The sequence below is a fragment of the Microbulbifer maximicatervae (SeqCode) genome (genome assembly GCF_052467615.1).
Window position 1 is genome coordinate 255,886 of the sequence record NZ_CP174319.1, and the last position, 15,842, is coordinate 271,727.

A 15,842-nucleotide genomic window follows, 5' to 3' on the forward strand; every position below is an offset into this window, starting at 1 on the left:
GCGTGGCTCGCTCACTGCTCTTTATGCTTTGCTTGGGAACGGGCTTGTGGCAGTTGGGTTCAGCCAGCTGGCTCCTGGCCAAGGCAGAATTGGCCCAAGTGTTGATCAATATTGCTTGGGAAGAACAGCTACAGGGCGGGGCTCTGCAAAAGCCCTGGCCCTGGGCGGACACCTGGCCTGTGGCCAAGTTAAAGTTGGAAGGGCAATCGCCATTAATTGTTCTCAGCGGCGGTAGTGGCCAGGCGTTGGCTTTCGGCCCTGGTCTCTTAGCTGGGTCCGGCAATCCTGGCGAGCCTCGCACCACGGTTATTGCCGCACACCGGGATACTCACTTTGCGGGATTAGAGCGTGTCAGGCGGGGTACCTCCATTTACCTGCAGGATAAACGCGGACGCTGGCATACTTATCGGGTTGCGGAAATGCGAATTGTGGACAGTGAGAGAGAGCGTTTGCCGATCTTTGCCGAGCGGGGTTTATTGCTGGTGACTTGTTACCCCTTTAATGCCCTGGCGGCTGGTGGCCCGCTGCGTTACTTGGTCTACGCTGAATATCAACCCGGTGGGGAGCTGGTTCAGCTGTGACTGATGTCTTTGTTTGAGACTCGATTTTGTAGTTCATTTTCTCAAAAATTCCACTAAATGTTCCGGTGAAACGGCCAAACGGCAAATAATTGTTTTGCTCTTTTGTTTTATTTGTTACTAACCGTCCTATCTGGAAAATTTTTTGTAGTAATACTACAATTCCCTCCGCTAACAACCGGGGATGGGGTTTTGTCCGCCAGTCTGCGCGGGCCCCGGAACAAATAATCACAGTCAAACTAGGCACTTGCGGCAATCAATTGCGCCGCTTTCCTCACCGTCATATTCGAGTAAAGATTCACAAACTTTGCATTTACGCCAACAAAGTTGGTGAATTGGCGGAACCAAGAAAAAAAGGAAGCTTTTTTTTGCTCGCGCTGTAGTTTGCCCGCGTACCGATTTTTGAGAAATAGACCGACTCGACGTCGCCTAATTCGCCGAGGAGCACTTGATGCACGAAGATACCGATAACCTCGAAACGCAGGAGTGGCTGGACGCGCTGCAAGCGGTTATCCGCTATAGCGGCAAAGAACGCGCAGCCTTCCTCCTGAAGCAGCTGTCTGACCGCGCTACCGATGTAGGCGTACAATTGCCTGCGGCAATCACCACTCCCTATCGCAATTCCATTCCGCCCAATGCGGAAAAGCGTATGCCTGGCGACTTATTTATGGAGCGCCGCATTCGCTCCCTGATTCGCTGGAATGCCCTGGCGATGGTGGTACGTGCCAACCAGAATGACGATGGCCTCGGTGGCCATATCTCCAGTTTCTCCTCTGCGGCCACACTCTACGATGTGGGCTTTAACTACTTCTTCCGTGGCAATGAAGGTGAAGAGCGCGGCGACCTGATTTTCTTCCAGGGCCACAGCGCACCGGGTATTTATGCTCGCTCCTACTTGGAAGGGCGTTTTGATGAAGAGCAGCTGGACAACTTCCGCCGCGAAGTGAACGGCAATGGCCTTTCCTCTTACCCGCACCCCTGGCTGATGCCAGAGTACTGGCAGTTCCCCACGGTTTCCATGGGATTGGGGCCGATCCAGGCGATTTACCAGGCGCACATTATGCGCTACCTGTCTGCCCGCGGCCTGTCCCCGCGCGGCGATCGCAAAGTGTGGGCCTTCCTCGGTGACGGTGAGTGTGACGAGCCGGAAACCCTGGGCGCAATCTCCCTGGCCGGCCGCGAGCAACTGGAAAATCTGGTGTTCGTGGTTAACTGTAACCTGCAGCGTCTGGACGGCCCGGTACGCGGCAACGGCAAGATCGTGCAGGAGCTGGAAGGCGTATTCCGAGGTGCCGGTTGGAATGTTGTCAAAGTACTCTGGGGCCGCCTATGGGATCCGCTGCTGGAGAAAGATGACAAAGGCCTGCTGCAGAAAGTCATGGACGAAGTGGTCGATGGCGAGATGCAGAACTTCAAGGCCAACGGCGGCGCCTATACCCGCGAGCACTTCTTCGGCAAATACCCGGAGTTGCTGGAGCTGGTTAAGGATATGTCCGACGATGAGATTATGAAGCTCAATCGCGGTGGCCACGATCCCTATAAAGTCTACGCAGCTTACGCGTCGGCGATGGCCCACAAAGGCCAGCCCACCGTGATCCTGGCCCAGACCGTTAAAGGTTACGGCCTGGGCTCCGCCGGCGAAGCGGCGATGGATACCCACTCTGTGAAGAAGCTGGATCTGGATTCCCTCAAGCGTTTCCGCGATCGCTTTGCCATTCCGCTCACCGATAAAGAGCTGGAAGAAGTTCCTTACTACCGCCCATCTCCGGACAGCCCGGAAATGAAATATATGGCGGAGCGCCGCAAGGCCCTGGGCGGCCCGGTTCCCCGTCGCCCGGTTGAGTGCCCGAAACTGGAAGTCCCCGGTCTCGATGCCTTCAGCGCACTGACCAAAGGCTCCGGTGAGCGCGAAATCTCCACCACCATGGCATTTGTCCGCGCTATCGCGGCCTTGGTGAAAGACAAGAATATCGGCAAGAACATCGCGCCGATCGTTCCCGATGAAGCCCGTACCTTTGGTATGGAAGGCCTGTTCCGCCAGCTGGGAATTTATTCCTCCCAGGGGCAGCGCTACACCCCGGTGGATCACGGCCAGATCATGTATTACAAGGAAGATAAGAAAGGCCAGGTGCTGGAAGAGGGCATCAACGAAGCCGGTGCTATGTCCACCTGGATGGCATTGGCCACGGCTTACAGCAACCACGGCGTGCCGATGGTGCCTTTCTATATCTACTACTCCATGTTCGGTTTCCAGCGTATCGGCGACCTGGCCTGGGCCGCTGGCGATATGCAGGCGCGCGGCTTCCTGATCGGTGCCACTGCTGGCCGTACCACCTTGAACGGTGAGGGTCTGCAGCACCAGGATGGCCACAGCCACGTACTGTCCTCCACTATCCCCAACTGCCGCAGCTACGACCCGGCTTACGGTTATGAGCTGGCTGTAGTTATGCAGCGCGGCTTGAAAGAGATGTACGAAGAGCAGAAGAACCTCTTCTACTACATCACTATCGAGAACGAAAACTACCTGCAGCCGGAAATGCCTCAGGGCGTGGAAGAGGGCATTATTCGCGGTATTTACAAGCTGCAGTCCAACGTCAAGAAAGGCGCCAAGGGCAAAGCGGCGAAGAAACATGTACAGCTGATTGGTGGCGGTACTATTTTGCGCGAAGTACTGGCAGCGGCGGATATCCTCGCCGACCAGTTCGGTGTGACCTCCGATGTCTGGAGCCTCACCTCCGCTGTGGAATCGGCCCGTGAAGGCCAGGATGTGGCGCGCTGGAATATGCTGCACCCGGAAGCCGAGCCGCGCAAAGCCTGGATCACTGAGCAGTTCGAAGGCAATACCTCCCCGGTTATCGCCTCTACCGACTACATCCGTTCCTATGTGGAGCCACTGCGCGAATTTATCGACGGTGAACTGACCACCCTGGGTACCGATGGTTTCGGCCGCAGTGACAGCCGCGAGCAGCTGCGTCGCTTCTTCGAAGTGGATCGCAACTACGTGGTAATTGCCGCACTGAACGGCTTGGCCAAGCAGGGCGTTATTGATGCGAAAGAGGTTGCGGAAGCAATCGTGAAGCTCAATATCGACGCCGAAAAAGTTAACCCGCGCATCAGCTAAGAGAAGGCAGAACTCCTATGGCAAAACAAGTCATTAAAGTGCCTGATCTCGGTGGTGCCGATCAGGTGGATGTGATTGAAATTTCTGTTGCTGTCGGCGATACCGTCGCGCAAGAGGATTCACTGATTGTGGTGGAGGGCGATAAAGCCTCCATGGATGTGCCAGCCCCAGTGGCTGGCAAAATCCTCAGCATCAGCGTGAAAGAGGGCGATAAGGTCTCTGAAGGCGACGTGATTGGGGAAATCGAAACCGATGTGGCGGAAGCGCCGACAGAGGAGCCGGCTGCGGCCCCCGCCAAGCAAGAAACTGCACCTGTTGCAGAGCCTGTGGCTGAAGCCCCTGTGGCGACGCCGAGCGGCGAGCCGAAAGAGGAAACGATCCAGATCCCGGATCTGGGCGGCGCTGATGCGGTTGATGTGATCGAGATCAGTGTGCAGCCCGGTGATGCAGTCGAAGAGGGCGACTCCCTGATTGTGGTGGAAGGCGATAAAGCCTCTATGGATGTGCCTTCCCCCAGCGCCGGTACCGTGGTTTCTATCGCAGTAAAAGAAGGCGATAAGGTTTCCACGGGTGACACCCTGGGCATATTGAAAGTCGTTGCTGCAGGCGCCGCCGAGCCTGCGGCTACAGCTGCAGCCCCTGCAGCGACAGCGCCTGCCGAGAGCGCGCCACAGCAGGTATCTGCGTCTGTTGAGCCCCCGGCAGTGCCGCAGAAAGACTATCAGCTGGAGCGCAACCTCACCGCAGCAGCCCAGGTTTACGCTGGCCCGGCCGTGCGCAAACTGGCCCGCGAGTTGGGTGTTACCTTGAATAAGGTGAAGCCTACCGGCCCGCGCAACCGGGTCTCCAAGGACGATCTGCATAATTACATCCGTGAGCAGGTGAAGAAAGCTGAAAGCGGCGCGGTTGGTGTCGGCGGTGGAATCGGTATCGCCAAGATGCCGGATATCGACTTCAGCCAGTTTGGCCCGGTGAATGTGGAGCCGATGAGCAAGATCCACAAGATTACCGCAGCCAACATGTCGCGCAACTGGCTCAATGTGCCTCACGTCACCCAGTTTGATGATGCGGATATCACAGAGCTGGAAACCTTCCGCAAGTCCATGAAGGCCGAGGCGGAGAAGCGCGGAGTGAAGCTCACTCCAGTGCCTTTCCTGCTGAAAGCGGTAGCTGCGGCCCTGCGTGCAGAGCCGAGCTTTAATGTGTCCCTGCACAACGATGGCGAGCACATTGTGCGCAAGGACTATGTGCATGTGGGTATGGCAGTAGATACACCCAAAGGCTTAATGGTGCCGGTTATCCGCGATGTGGATAAGAAAGGCTTGTACGAGCTGGCGGCCGAGGCCACTGAAATGGCCCTGAAGGCCCGCGATGGCAAGCTGAAGCCCAACGAGATGCAGGGCGCCTGCTTTACCATTTCCAGTTTGGGGGCTATCGGCGGCACCGGATTTACCCCGATCGTCAATTCTCCGGAAGTTGGTATCCTCGGTGTTTCCAAGCTGGCGATGAAGCCGGTGTGGAACGGTAAGGACTTTGAGCCTCGGCAGATGTTGCCCTTGGCGCTCTCCTACGATCACCGCGCGGTAAATGGCGGAGATGCCGGACGCTTTATGACTTACTTGGTCAGCGTGCTGGCAGATGTGCGCAGACTGTTGCTGTAATTGTCAGCGAGTTAAAGTCAGTAAAAAAAGCGGCCAATCGGCCGCTTTTTTTATAGTCAGGACTAAGGAGCCTCTGAATAACTCCGTACATTCCATATAAGTAAGTTAGCCTTTAAGTGGAAATGAAATATTCGCCGCGAAAAACATCAACAAGATGATTTACGCGCAAATCGATTCTGGGTTGCTGGCTGCTAATGCCTCGGCAGCTAGACTCACAGAGAGGCTACTATCATCGCAGCACTGAAAATGTGAGGTGTCGGATTATGGGACCTACAAGGAAATTCGCGTTGCCGCTTGTGGCGGTATTTGCGATGCAGGGCTGCTTGTTTTTGCCTGCGGAAGAAGTGGAGGGTGAAGACCCTTTCTTTTATGAGGCAGAGGCTGCCGGACAAAGCGCCAGCTTTGTGGAAGTCGGCAGTAACCACACAAAATACCCACAACCCCTTACCGCCAAAAGCGAATGCGAGGCGGCGGATTGCGTAGATAGCTTGCAGGACTCCATGGCCTGGTTTTTCCCTATATTGCGGGTTTACTAACGACAGTAGCCGAGCCCAGTGTGGAGCTGTTGCGAAATAGCCGGATCTAAAAGTGCGTGGATTCTGTCCGCGCGGTGCTGATACGGAGCGCTACCATGCAAAAGTTTGCGATATTTATTTCTGCCTTGTCGATGGGTGTATTCCTTGAGGGTTGTGGAACCCCCGATACGCGCAATCAAGTGGTTTATCCCGTAAGCCCGCCAATTCCCCGCCATGCGGAATACCGGGGTTACCCCTCTTCTCACTCCTCTCATTCCTCCCATGTGCCAGATGCGCCTGCGTCTCCAACAAGCTGCCCGGGAGATTCTGAGGAGCTGGCGCCGGGTTCTATTTGTCCACCCAGTGCCCGTTGTTTTGATATTTCCGGTGGAAGGCGTTGTATTTCCTATGAAAATTAGCGTTGTTTTTTTTCTTATTCTTGTAGCGCAGTCCCTGGCGGGCTGCGTGGCTGACGGTTTCGGTTATGACTTAACCGGCACGGCAACTTACTACACCTACAAAACTACTCCGGTGCCACCGGATGAACTTACAGCATTCCCGCGTTTTTGTCTGGCCGGTGATCCCTATATGGGAAGTCTCGACAACTGTATTGCCGAGGGTGTGCACTGCTATCAACTGGACACCGGTGATTGGTGTGAAGGACCTTATTCACCATTTGAGTTGAGTTACAGTTTCTACTGACCAAGTAATTTTCCGCTAGTGCCGCTTTTTGAGCCGGTGCGAAATGGTGGTATGGGGGCACGCAGTTTATTTTGACTCCATTGTTTTTTCCTGAGTGGAGTAAAAATTAAGACTGGATCGTTTTATTTTGGGATGCCGATTTAAACAGGTTTAATAATGAGGGGTGCCAATAGAAGCTGGATGCGAAATGTAATTGTCGCAGTGGATCAGCTGGGAAATGCTATTGCCGGTGGTAATCCCGATGCAACAATATCGGCACGCTGTGGGTATTTTTCCAGAGTGACGGAAACCCGTTTTCGCCACTATTGGAGATTTTTGGAGCGGGTGATTAATTACACCTTGATGCCAATAGATGGGCCGGATCACTGTTACCAGTCTTATCTGTGGGATCGCGCTGAGAAACACGAAGAGGGCAGTGACTATATGCGAGCCATTCTGGGGGTGATCGTTATTATTTTTTGTGTACCCATGGGGTTATTGATTCGGGTTTATGTAATTTTATTTCCGAGAGCCCGCTGGAAAAAGGAAACGCGCAAATAGAAAAAAGCCCGGACGCACAGCATTTATGCGCCCGGGCTAAGCGGGGTTAAGTGTTAGCTACTTGCTCCAGAGGTAAGTTACTCTTCTGGCTATCTGTAGTGCGGGCAGCTGATAGTTTGCCGCCGGCAATCTTGCGCAGGGCAACATAAAATACCGGAGTGAGGAACAGGCCAAACAGGGTTACACCGATCATGCCGGTAAATACGGTAATGCCCATGGCATTGCGGACCTCAGCGCCAGCGCCGCCGGCCAATACCAGTGGTACAACACCGGCAATAAAGGCGACTGAGGTCATAATGATCGGGCGCAGACGCAGGCGGCAGGCTTCCAGTGCAGCCTCGACAGTGCCTTTGCCTTCCATTTCCAGTTCGCGAGCAAATTCCACGATTAAAATAGCGTTCTTACAAGCGAGCCCCATCAGTACAACCAGCCCGACTTGAACAAATACATTGTTGTCGCCGCCAGTAGCCCAGACACCGAATAGTGCAGCCAGCAGACACATGGGCACGATCAGGATCACCGCCAGTGGCATTACCCAGCTTTCATAGAGGGCGGCCAGCACCAGGAATACCAGTAATACTGCGAGAGGGAAAACCACCATGGCGGCATTGCCCTGGTTGACCTGCTGGAAGCTGAGGTCGGTCCATTGGATTTGCATGCCCGGTGGCAGGGCTTGGCTGGCAACCTGCTCAACCGCTGCCAGTGCCTCGGAAGAGGACAGCATGCTGGGATCGGACTGCCCCATCAGGTCGGCTGCGGGATAGCCGTTGTAGCGGATCACCGGATCGGGTCCGTAACTCTGGCGCAGGGTCACCATGGTGCTGATGGGCACCATCTCCCCATTCATATTGCGAGTGTAGAGATTATCGAGATCCTGCACTTCATCGCGGAAGGGTGCATCAGCCTGGGCAACGACCTGGTAGGTGCGACCGAAAAGGTTGAAGTCGTTGATATACATAGAGCCGAAGTAGAGCTGCAGGGTGCCGAACAAGTCGTCCATGCGCACACCTTGAGCCTTGGCCTGTAGTCGATCCACTTCCGCGTCCATCTGCGGCACATTGGCCTGGTAGGAGCTGAAGGGGTAGCTGAGGCCACTGGCTTGGCTCAGGGCGCCCGCCAACATATTGGTGGCGTTTTGCAGCTCACCGTAGCCGGCACCGCGACGGTCCTGAACATAGAGCGAGTAGCCGGAGCCGGCACCCAGACCGAAGATGGGCGGCGGCATAAAGGTCATGGCAAAGCCTTCCTTGATCTGTGAGATCTTGCCATTTAGCTCCGCAGCGATTTCCTGGGCACTGCGCTCACGTTCATCGAAATCGTCGAACAGGATAAATACCGTGCCCACGTTGGGGGTGTTGGTACCTTGCAGGGCATTGAAGCCGACAAAGGCCGCGGCGTTGGCAACACCTTCGGTTTCCAGGGCCAATTCACTCACGCTGCGAGCAACTTCCTCGGTGCGGTCCAGAGAAGCACCTTCCGGCAGGCGGATACTGCCCACCAGGTAAGTCTTATCCTGAACTGGAATAAAGCCGCCGGGCACCTGTTGGAACAGGGCGAAAGTACCGCCAAGCAATATCAGGTAAACACCAAATACGATACCGCGACGCTTGAGGCTGCCACCCACGATTCGCTGGTAGCGCTCGGAATTGCGCTGGAAGAAGCGGTTGAACGGGCGGAATATCCAGCCGAACAAACGCTCAATAATGCGCGCGGGCATATCCGGTTTGGCGCCGTGAGGCTTCAACAGAGTTGCCGCCAGAGCCGGAGATAGAGTCAGAGAGTTGATCGCGGAGATAATGGTGGCGATGGCAATAGTGGTGGCAAACTGGCGGTAGAACTGGCCGGTGATGCCGTCCAGGAATGCCATGGGCACAAACACCGCGCAGAGTACCAGGCTGATCGCGACAATCGGACCGCTCACCTCGCGCATGGCCTGGTGGGCAGCGGCTAAAGGCGTCAGTCCCTCCTCGATATTCCGCTCGACGTTTTCCACCACCACAATGGCGTCATCCACCACAATACCGATGGCCAGCACCATGGCGAACAGGGTTAGGGTGTTGATTGAGAAGCCCAGCATTAACAGCACCGCAAAGGTGCCGACAATAGATACCGGCACGGCCAACAGCGGGATCAGTGAGGCGCGCCAGGTTTGCAGGAACAGGATAACTACCAGAACCACGAGTAGTACAGCTTCCAGTAGGGTCTTGATCACTGAGCTGATGGAGGTGCTAACAAAAACCGTGGGGTCGTAAGCGACTTCCCACTTGAGGCCTTCCGGGAACTGGTCATCCAGTTCAGCCATTTTCTCCCGTACCGCCGCAGAAACTTCCAATGAATTGGAGCCGGGGGATTGGAAAATAGGGATGGCGACAGCCTGGCGGCCGTTGAGCAGGGCGCGCAGGGAGTCCTGGGAAGAGGCCAGCTCTACACGAGCCACATCTCTCAGGCGGGTGATCTCACCATTATTGCCGGTCTTGAGTACAACATCGCCAAACTCCTCTTCACTTTCCAGGCGGCCTTTGGCGTTAATGGAAATCAGGAAGTCGGAGCCGTTCGGCATGGGGGAGGCACCGATCTGGCCGGCGGAAACCTGTACGTTCTGCTCACGCACGGCACTGACAATATCGGCAGCAGTAATGCCTACGGCGGCGGCTTTCTGCGGGTCCACCCACAAGCGCATGGCGTAGTCACCGGAACCGAATACGGCGGCGAGGCCTACGCCGGGAATGCGCGATAGCTCATCGCGAATATGCAGTACGGCGTAGTTGCGAATATAGGTAGCGTCGAGGCTGTCGTCCGGTGAAATCAGGTGCACCGCCATCATCAGGTTTGGCGACTGCTTCTGGGTAGTAACACCTTGCAGGCGGACATCTTCGGGCAGGCGCGGCAAGGCCTGGGACACCCGGTTTTGCACCTGTACCTGGGCTTGATCCGGGTCTGTGCCCAACTCAAAGGTCACGTTCAAAGTCAGGGTGCCGTCACTACCAGCCACTGACTTCATGTAGATCATATTTTCCACGCCGTTAATCGCTTCTTCCAGCGGCGTGGCTACAGTTTCTGAGATCGTCTTAGGGTTAGCGCCAGGATAGCGAGCACTCACTTGCACGCTGGGGGGGACAACTTCGGGATATTCGCTGACCGGCAGTGAGGGAATACTGATCAGGCCGACGACGAAAATAATGATCGACAACACGGATGCAAATATCGGTCTGTCGACAAAGAAACGGGAAAAATTCATATACTGCTACTCCGAGAGCGACTTAGTCAGCCGCTCGGATTCCATTGATAGGATTAGCTGAATGTATGGGCTCACTTCGGCAAGCCCCTTGCTCTTTGTTTAGTGGCCGGCGACTTGGGTCGCCTTTACCTGCTCCTGCATGGCCACCATTTCCGGTGCGACGGGCATGCCCGGGAAGAAAATCTTTTGCAGGCCATTCACCACAATTTTCTCGCCGGGCTCCAGGCCGCTGCGGATAACAACGAGGTCACCTTGGCGTTGGCCAGCGACCACGGGGCGCTTTTCGGTGACATTACTGTCGTTGACGATGTAAACATACCGGCGGTCCTGATCGGTAAGAACCGCTTTGCTATTGATTAAAACTGCCTGTGAAACCTCTTCAATTGGCATTTCCACCCGGGCAAATTGCCCCGGTCTGAAAAAGCCGTCCCTGTTGTTAACCACAGCGCGGAACTGAATAGTGCCGGTATGGCTGTTCAAGCGGTTATCAATAAAGTCCAACTCTCCACTGTGTGGATAGCCTTGCTCACCGGCGAGACCTACGCGCACAGCAGGTTTTTGCCCGCTATTAAGCAAGTCGCGGCCCTTAGCGAAAGTCTGTTCGTCACTTTCGAAATACACGTACATTGGGTCGACAGAGACCAGCGTTGTCAGCAGGGTGCTGTCGGCATTGGCGAGATTGCCTTGAGTAACCAGGGCGCGGCTTACTCGGCCACTTATTGGTGCTTTAACTTCAGTGTATTGAAGGTCCAACTGGGCATTTTCCAGCGCTGCCTCGGCGGCGCTGAGGGCCGCTCGGGCCGAATCTCGCGAAGCGATACGCCGATCGTATTCTTCGCGGGAGATGGCTTTGCTGTTAAGTAGCTGTTTTGCCCGGCCGGCTTGCTTCTCGCTATAGGAGAGGTCGCTGCGAACCCGAGCCAGGTCTGCGCGGGCGGCGCGTTCGCGGGCCTGGTAAGGGCGGGGGTCAATGGTGAACAGGACATCGCCCTGTTTGACCAGAGTTCCCTCGGCAAATGAAACCTTGTCGATATAACCGCTAACCCGTGGGCGCAGTTCAACGGTTTCTGGGGCTGCCACACGGCCGGTAAAGCTGCGCCACAAGGTCGTATTTCCTGCAGATACCTGGGCGACCTCCACGGCTGGGGGAGGCGGCTGTTGGCCGCTGGGTGCGTCACTGTTGCAGCCAGCGAGTACCAGTGCAGATACGCCGAATAAAACCGTCGTTAATTTTCTTACCATTACGCGTGTACTCCCTTTGCTACGGAGGGGGAAGGGCTATTGGGTGCTTCTCCCAGTAAGGGCGCAACTCTAGCGGTGGCCAAGTTGGTTGCGGTATCCGGGAACTGTTAATTGATTGCCTATTTCTACTTAAGGCGTGCTTTTGGGTTGGAAGGATCACATTCTGGAGGACGTGTAAAGAACTGGATATATAACTAGTTATCGCAAAAAGTGATTAAGATATTACAGCGACTGTAAGGCTATTAATCGGTTATGGTTACCTATTACTGCACAGTAATTGCCCAATCCTGCAAAACTACACGGAAATTGCCTAAAACTCCGTATACTCTGTGCCACTTCGTGTTGAGTCTTGGAATTGTTAGCGGGCACAAGGGGAGCATATGAGCATTGAAAAAAGAGCGGAATTCAACTCTGTCGCCATGGATATGGAGTCGATACGGCAGAAACTGATTGCCTCCCTGATGCGTCAGGCACCGGAACAGGGATTAAATGAAACAGTACTGGGTGGTCTCTCCCTGATTCGCTGCAACGAGCCGGGAGCCTGTGCGGCATCGGTGTATACACCGTCCCTGAATTTTATTATTCAAGGCCGCAAGACCTTGGAGCTGGGAGACCGGGAAATTTCCTATATGCCGCTGAGCTATGTGGCAACCTCAGTGCACTTACCGATCCTGGGACGTGTTGAAGACGCTTCCCTGGATACTCCGTTTCTCGGCGTAAAGATAACGATCGATCCACAAGAGGTGGCAGACCTGGTTATGGAGCTGGGTGATAAGGCGCCGGGTGTGGAGGCTGGCTACGACTGTCCCGAAGTCAGCTGCGGCCTGTGCCTGACCAAAATGGATTACGGTATGCTCGATGCGCTAAACCGGCTGGTCTCCTTGCTGGATAGCCCTAAAGATGTCCCGATACTGGCGCCATTAGCTCGGCGTGAAATTATCTATCGCGCCCTGATGGGGGAGATTGGCGCGCGGATGCGCAAGTTTGCCATGGTAGATAGCCAGGCGAACCGGGTATCCCGCGTGATTGAGGTGCTGAAAGACCGCTTCTCAGAACCGCTGCGTATCAGTGACTTGGCCGACCAGGCCAATATGAGTGAGTCATCCCTATATCACAGCTTTAAGCAGATCACCCGCATGTCCCCGTTGCAATTCCAGAAAAAGCTGCGCTTACATGAGGCGCGACGCCTAATGTTGACCGAGGGGCTGGAAGCGGCTTCCGCCAGCTATCGGGTTGGCTATGAGAGCCCCTCTCATTTCAGCCGTGAATACAGCCGCATGTTTGGTCTTCCGCCCCGCGCGGACGTGATTAAATTGCGCGGTGAACAACGGGTCCCAGCTTAATTTGAAACTGGGTTGCCCTGCTTCAGAACAAATAAGCTACACCACCCTTCGGGACTGATATCGCCCTCCACAACCAGGCAGGCATTGGGGGGCTCAAACAGCTGACAGTCCACGCACTTTTTCCCATCCTTGGGAGTATCCTGGTAATTTACCTTGTCTTTTTGCGCTTTGATTTGGGCCTGAGCTGAGGGTGTTGCAATAAATGTGGCAGGAATTAAAAGTAGCGATGTCCCTGAAAGCTTAAGAAAGTGGCGACGGGAGTTGTCTAGAGGCTTTTCCATAAATGAACGCCTGAATGATGAAAATAAGTTTCTGGCATTCAGGTTAGCTGGAGAAGGGAGTTTTGCTCAAATTAAAGGCTTTGTTTTAAGCGGTAATCTTATTCTATTTGTTAAATTGGAGACGGCGCCATGTAGGCGCCGTCTGTTTTTACTTCTTTACTTGGTTACGCGTATTTTAGCTACAGATTTATCTCCGCTGCGAGATACGACCCGAACCTTTAAGCCGTAAGGTGTGATAGCGCGGCCGGCATCTGGTATTTCTTCGCTGCTATAGCTCCGGGTGTCATTAAACAATGGGTAGCGGCGGTTGTGAGTGTCACTTAAGAGTATGCCGTAGTCCTCGAGTAAATCCAGAACCATGTCGTCGGCTCTTTCGATGTTAAATGTGGCATCGTGAACCTGATAGCGGGTACTGGCAACGGAATCATCACTCCATCTCAATACATTTTGGTCGGCATCAACAACTCCGAGGAAGCCGTTTCCTGGGTGTACGCCAACCCAGTTATTATCGTAGCTGGAATCTACGTACCAAACCAAGAGGCCTTCTGTGAAAGTGAGCATCTCGCCGGCTACATTCACATGTGCCAATCCGGCATCAACGCCGCGATGCGTACGCCATTCGAGTAAGTAGTAGTGATCGTGCTCGAGATAGCCTGGGTTTCGGCTAAAGCCTGCAAGGCTAAAGTTGCCATCAGTTTCAGCATCATCGAAAAGGAATGTTGTGTCATCAATTTCGATGCTGATGTCATCGGCAAAAAGACCTGAATTCGCTACGGCGCCATCAGTAATATAGGCAAGTGAAAGGCTAATTTCTTGCCCGGCGTAAGCGCTTAGATCGAATGTAACGTCAATCCAGCCCTCGGAGCTACCAGTAATACCATTACCTGGGTTGGTGCCGTTGGGGTTGGTATCTGTAGTTACTGAACCAGGAATGGAGACAAAGCCATCACCGGAATCTACCATGATCGCGGCGTAATCCCAATCCAGCTCAATGTCGTACCAAGCTTTGAAAGAGAGGCTTGCTGTTTCTGCATTGCTCAGATCAACAGATATTGTCATAGAGTTTTGCAGGTTGTTGCCGCTACCGCTGAAGTAGGCGTATTCTCCACTGCTGGGTTCGGTAACTATTTCTTGTTTTGCTGGTAGGTCAATTCGTACTGCATCGTTATTGGTCCCCTTATTAACCGCTTCATCGAGTAGCAACTCGATACCGCGGCGAGGAATTTCATCTAGTGCAATAGTTTCACCATGAAGCCAGTTACCACCATGGTTGTGTTGCAGGTATTCCTTGGCATAGGCAGAGAAGCCGGTGGGCTCTGAACCCGGAATAATACCGGCCCAGCTACCACTGGACATAATGGACCAGGAGGAGACGGGTTCACCGCGACCGCTACCATCGGTATCGTATTCATCGGGCAAGCCCAAATCATGGCCATATTCATGGCTGACAACCCCTGCAGCGGCGTCCGCCGGCTGAATGGTGTAATCATAAGCAGCCATAGTGCCGCCCCAGTAATCTACCTCCGCAGTAGTTCCTTCAAGTGAATAGACGCTGCCAAGGTTCCAACGGTGAGACCAAATAGCGTCTTCACCCAGTTGCCCGCCACCTGCTTCTTCACCAACCGAGGAGTGGAAGATCATGATGTGGTCTACCAAACCATCTGCTTCCCAAAAATCGCCATCGCCATCCAAGTCGTAACGGTCTTCAATATCAAAATCTGACAGGTTTACTGTGGGGTCGGCAGCTGCAGCTTCCAGGGCCTCACGAATTAGGGAGCGAGCATCACCATCAGTGTTATTGCCGTAATAAGCGGCTGGTTGGCTGGCCATATACCAACCTGCTACAGAGCCTTCAACAGAGTAGCTGTTACCGGATTGCTGCCAGTAAAACTGTTGCATGGATAGCATGTTTTCCCCGCTGGGGCCTTCAAAGCCGTTTTGGGAGAAAAGTAAGTCAGCGTAATGTTCAGCGGCGTAATCCGCGTAGTACATATCACTTTCCCCGGGCTCGATGCTGTTATGGGGAAAATCGGGGAACTCCATCAAAATAGCGAGAACCCGTGCAGTTTGGGCTTCACCGTCGTAGCTCTCTAGTTGAATGTTTCTAGGGTGGCGGCTGCCATGGTTGCGGTGAAGGGAACCTTTGCCCCTTTTAAGCCGGGGGTGATGTCTTCCTCTGGCATCGCGCATCATCGTTACGGTATCGCTGGAAAGATCTTGAGCCCCATTAATGCTATGGGTGGCCCGCTCTTTTAAGTAAGCCCTTAAAGTGCGTTCAGCTTCTGCAATAGAGGCATCTTGGCTGATGCGCCCAGAGCGCTTGAGCATATCAATTAATTTGGCTTCATTGGCAATGACCAAGTCAACTTGATCACCACCTTTTTGATGTGAATTAATCGCCTGGGCATTGGCTGCCATCAGGCTCAGTGCAAGTGTGCTGGCGGAGAGCAAACTATTTATTTTTAGCATGATCCCTTCTTATGCGTTCCGAGATGATTTTAAGTTTCGAAATTAGACATAAATAAAATTTACTTAAATAGTCAGATTTCGAGTTATGGCAGCTCAGGTTTTTTATTATTAGCTACAGAGGGGTGACGTTTCAGGATGATTAGGTAGCAATA

The 15,842-nt window shown here is 54.0% G+C and carries 12 protein-coding genes; 8 read left to right on the forward strand and 4 right to left on the reverse strand.

The features are described 5' to 3' along the window. Positions 1-2: 2 nt before the first annotated feature. From ACJJIM_RS01185 to ACJJIM_RS01215, 7 genes are all read left to right on the forward strand, one after another. A complete protein-coding gene (locus ACJJIM_RS01185; protein WP_444912146.1) occupies positions 3-581 on the forward strand; it encodes a class GN sortase in 579 nt (192 codons plus the stop codon). A 448-nt stretch (positions 582-1,029) separates the two neighbouring features. Beyond that, on the forward strand, positions 1,030-3,699 hold the full coding sequence (gene aceE, locus ACJJIM_RS01190; RefSeq protein WP_282934210.1) for a pyruvate dehydrogenase (acetyl-transferring), homodimeric type: 2,670 nt from the start codon (positions 1,030-1,032) through the stop codon (positions 3,697-3,699). A gap of 17 nt (positions 3,700-3,716) precedes the next feature. Then, the gene (gene aceF / locus ACJJIM_RS01195; RefSeq protein ID WP_413664435.1) at positions 3,717-5,360 is read left to right on the forward strand and encodes a dihydrolipoyllysine-residue acetyltransferase; all 1,644 of its coding nucleotides are present in this window, start codon (positions 3,717-3,719) and stop codon (positions 5,358-5,360) included. A gap of 263 nt (positions 5,361-5,623) precedes the next feature. After that, a complete protein-coding gene (locus tag ACJJIM_RS01200) occupies positions 5,624-5,896 on the forward strand; it encodes a hypothetical protein (RefSeq protein WP_413664436.1) in 273 nt (90 codons plus the stop codon). A 95-nt stretch (positions 5,897-5,991) separates the two neighbouring features. Then, positions 5,992-6,294, forward strand: coding sequence for a hypothetical protein (locus ACJJIM_RS01205; protein WP_282934207.1), 303 nt, complete (start codon positions 5,992-5,994; stop codon positions 6,292-6,294). After that, positions 6,284-6,577, forward strand: coding sequence for a hypothetical protein (locus tag ACJJIM_RS01210; protein ID WP_413664437.1), 294 nt, complete (start codon positions 6,284-6,286; stop codon positions 6,575-6,577). The genes ACJJIM_RS01205 and ACJJIM_RS01210 overlap by 11 nt, the downstream gene beginning before the upstream one ends. Before the next feature lie 180 nt (positions 6,578-6,757). Continuing rightward, a complete protein-coding gene (locus ACJJIM_RS01215) occupies positions 6,758-7,117 on the forward strand; it encodes a hypothetical protein (protein WP_282934205.1) in 360 nt (119 codons plus the stop codon). A gap of 46 nt (positions 7,118-7,163) precedes the next feature. On the opposite strand, the gene ACJJIM_RS01220 is transcribed toward ACJJIM_RS01215, so the two are convergent. Together ACJJIM_RS01220 and ACJJIM_RS01225 are read right to left on the reverse strand one after the other, a co-directional pair. Then, on the reverse strand, positions 7,164-10,355 hold the full coding sequence (locus ACJJIM_RS01220) for an efflux RND transporter permease subunit (protein ID WP_444912147.1): 3,192 nt from the start codon (positions 10,353-10,355) through the stop codon (positions 7,164-7,166). Positions 10,356-10,454: 99 nt separating this feature from the next. Further along, positions 10,455-11,597 (reverse strand): efflux RND transporter periplasmic adaptor subunit, encoded by a 1,143-nt coding sequence (locus ACJJIM_RS01225; RefSeq protein WP_282934203.1) that lies wholly within the window; start codon positions 11,595-11,597, stop codon positions 10,455-10,457. Between the two features lie 380 nt (positions 11,598-11,977). Here ACJJIM_RS01225 and ACJJIM_RS01230 point away from each other — a divergent pair, with 380 nt between their 5' ends. Continuing rightward, positions 11,978-12,940 (forward strand): AraC family transcriptional regulator, encoded by a 963-nt coding sequence (locus tag ACJJIM_RS01230; RefSeq protein ID WP_282934202.1) that lies wholly within the window; start codon positions 11,978-11,980, stop codon positions 12,938-12,940. Here ACJJIM_RS01230 and ACJJIM_RS01235 read toward each other — a convergent pair. Together ACJJIM_RS01235 and ACJJIM_RS01240 are read right to left on the reverse strand one after the other, a co-directional pair. Next, positions 12,937-13,221: a hypothetical protein gene (locus ACJJIM_RS01235; protein ID WP_413664439.1), complete on the reverse strand. Its 285-nt coding sequence runs from the start codon at positions 13,219-13,221 to the stop codon at positions 12,937-12,939. The two genes, ACJJIM_RS01230 and ACJJIM_RS01235, sit on opposite strands and share 4 nt — an antisense overlap. A 156-nt stretch (positions 13,222-13,377) precedes the next feature. Further along, complete coding sequence (locus tag ACJJIM_RS01240) at positions 13,378-15,690, reverse strand: immune inhibitor A domain-containing protein (protein ID WP_444912148.1); 2,313 nt, start codon at positions 15,688-15,690, stop codon at positions 13,378-13,380. Positions 15,691-15,842 lie beyond the last annotated feature (152 nt).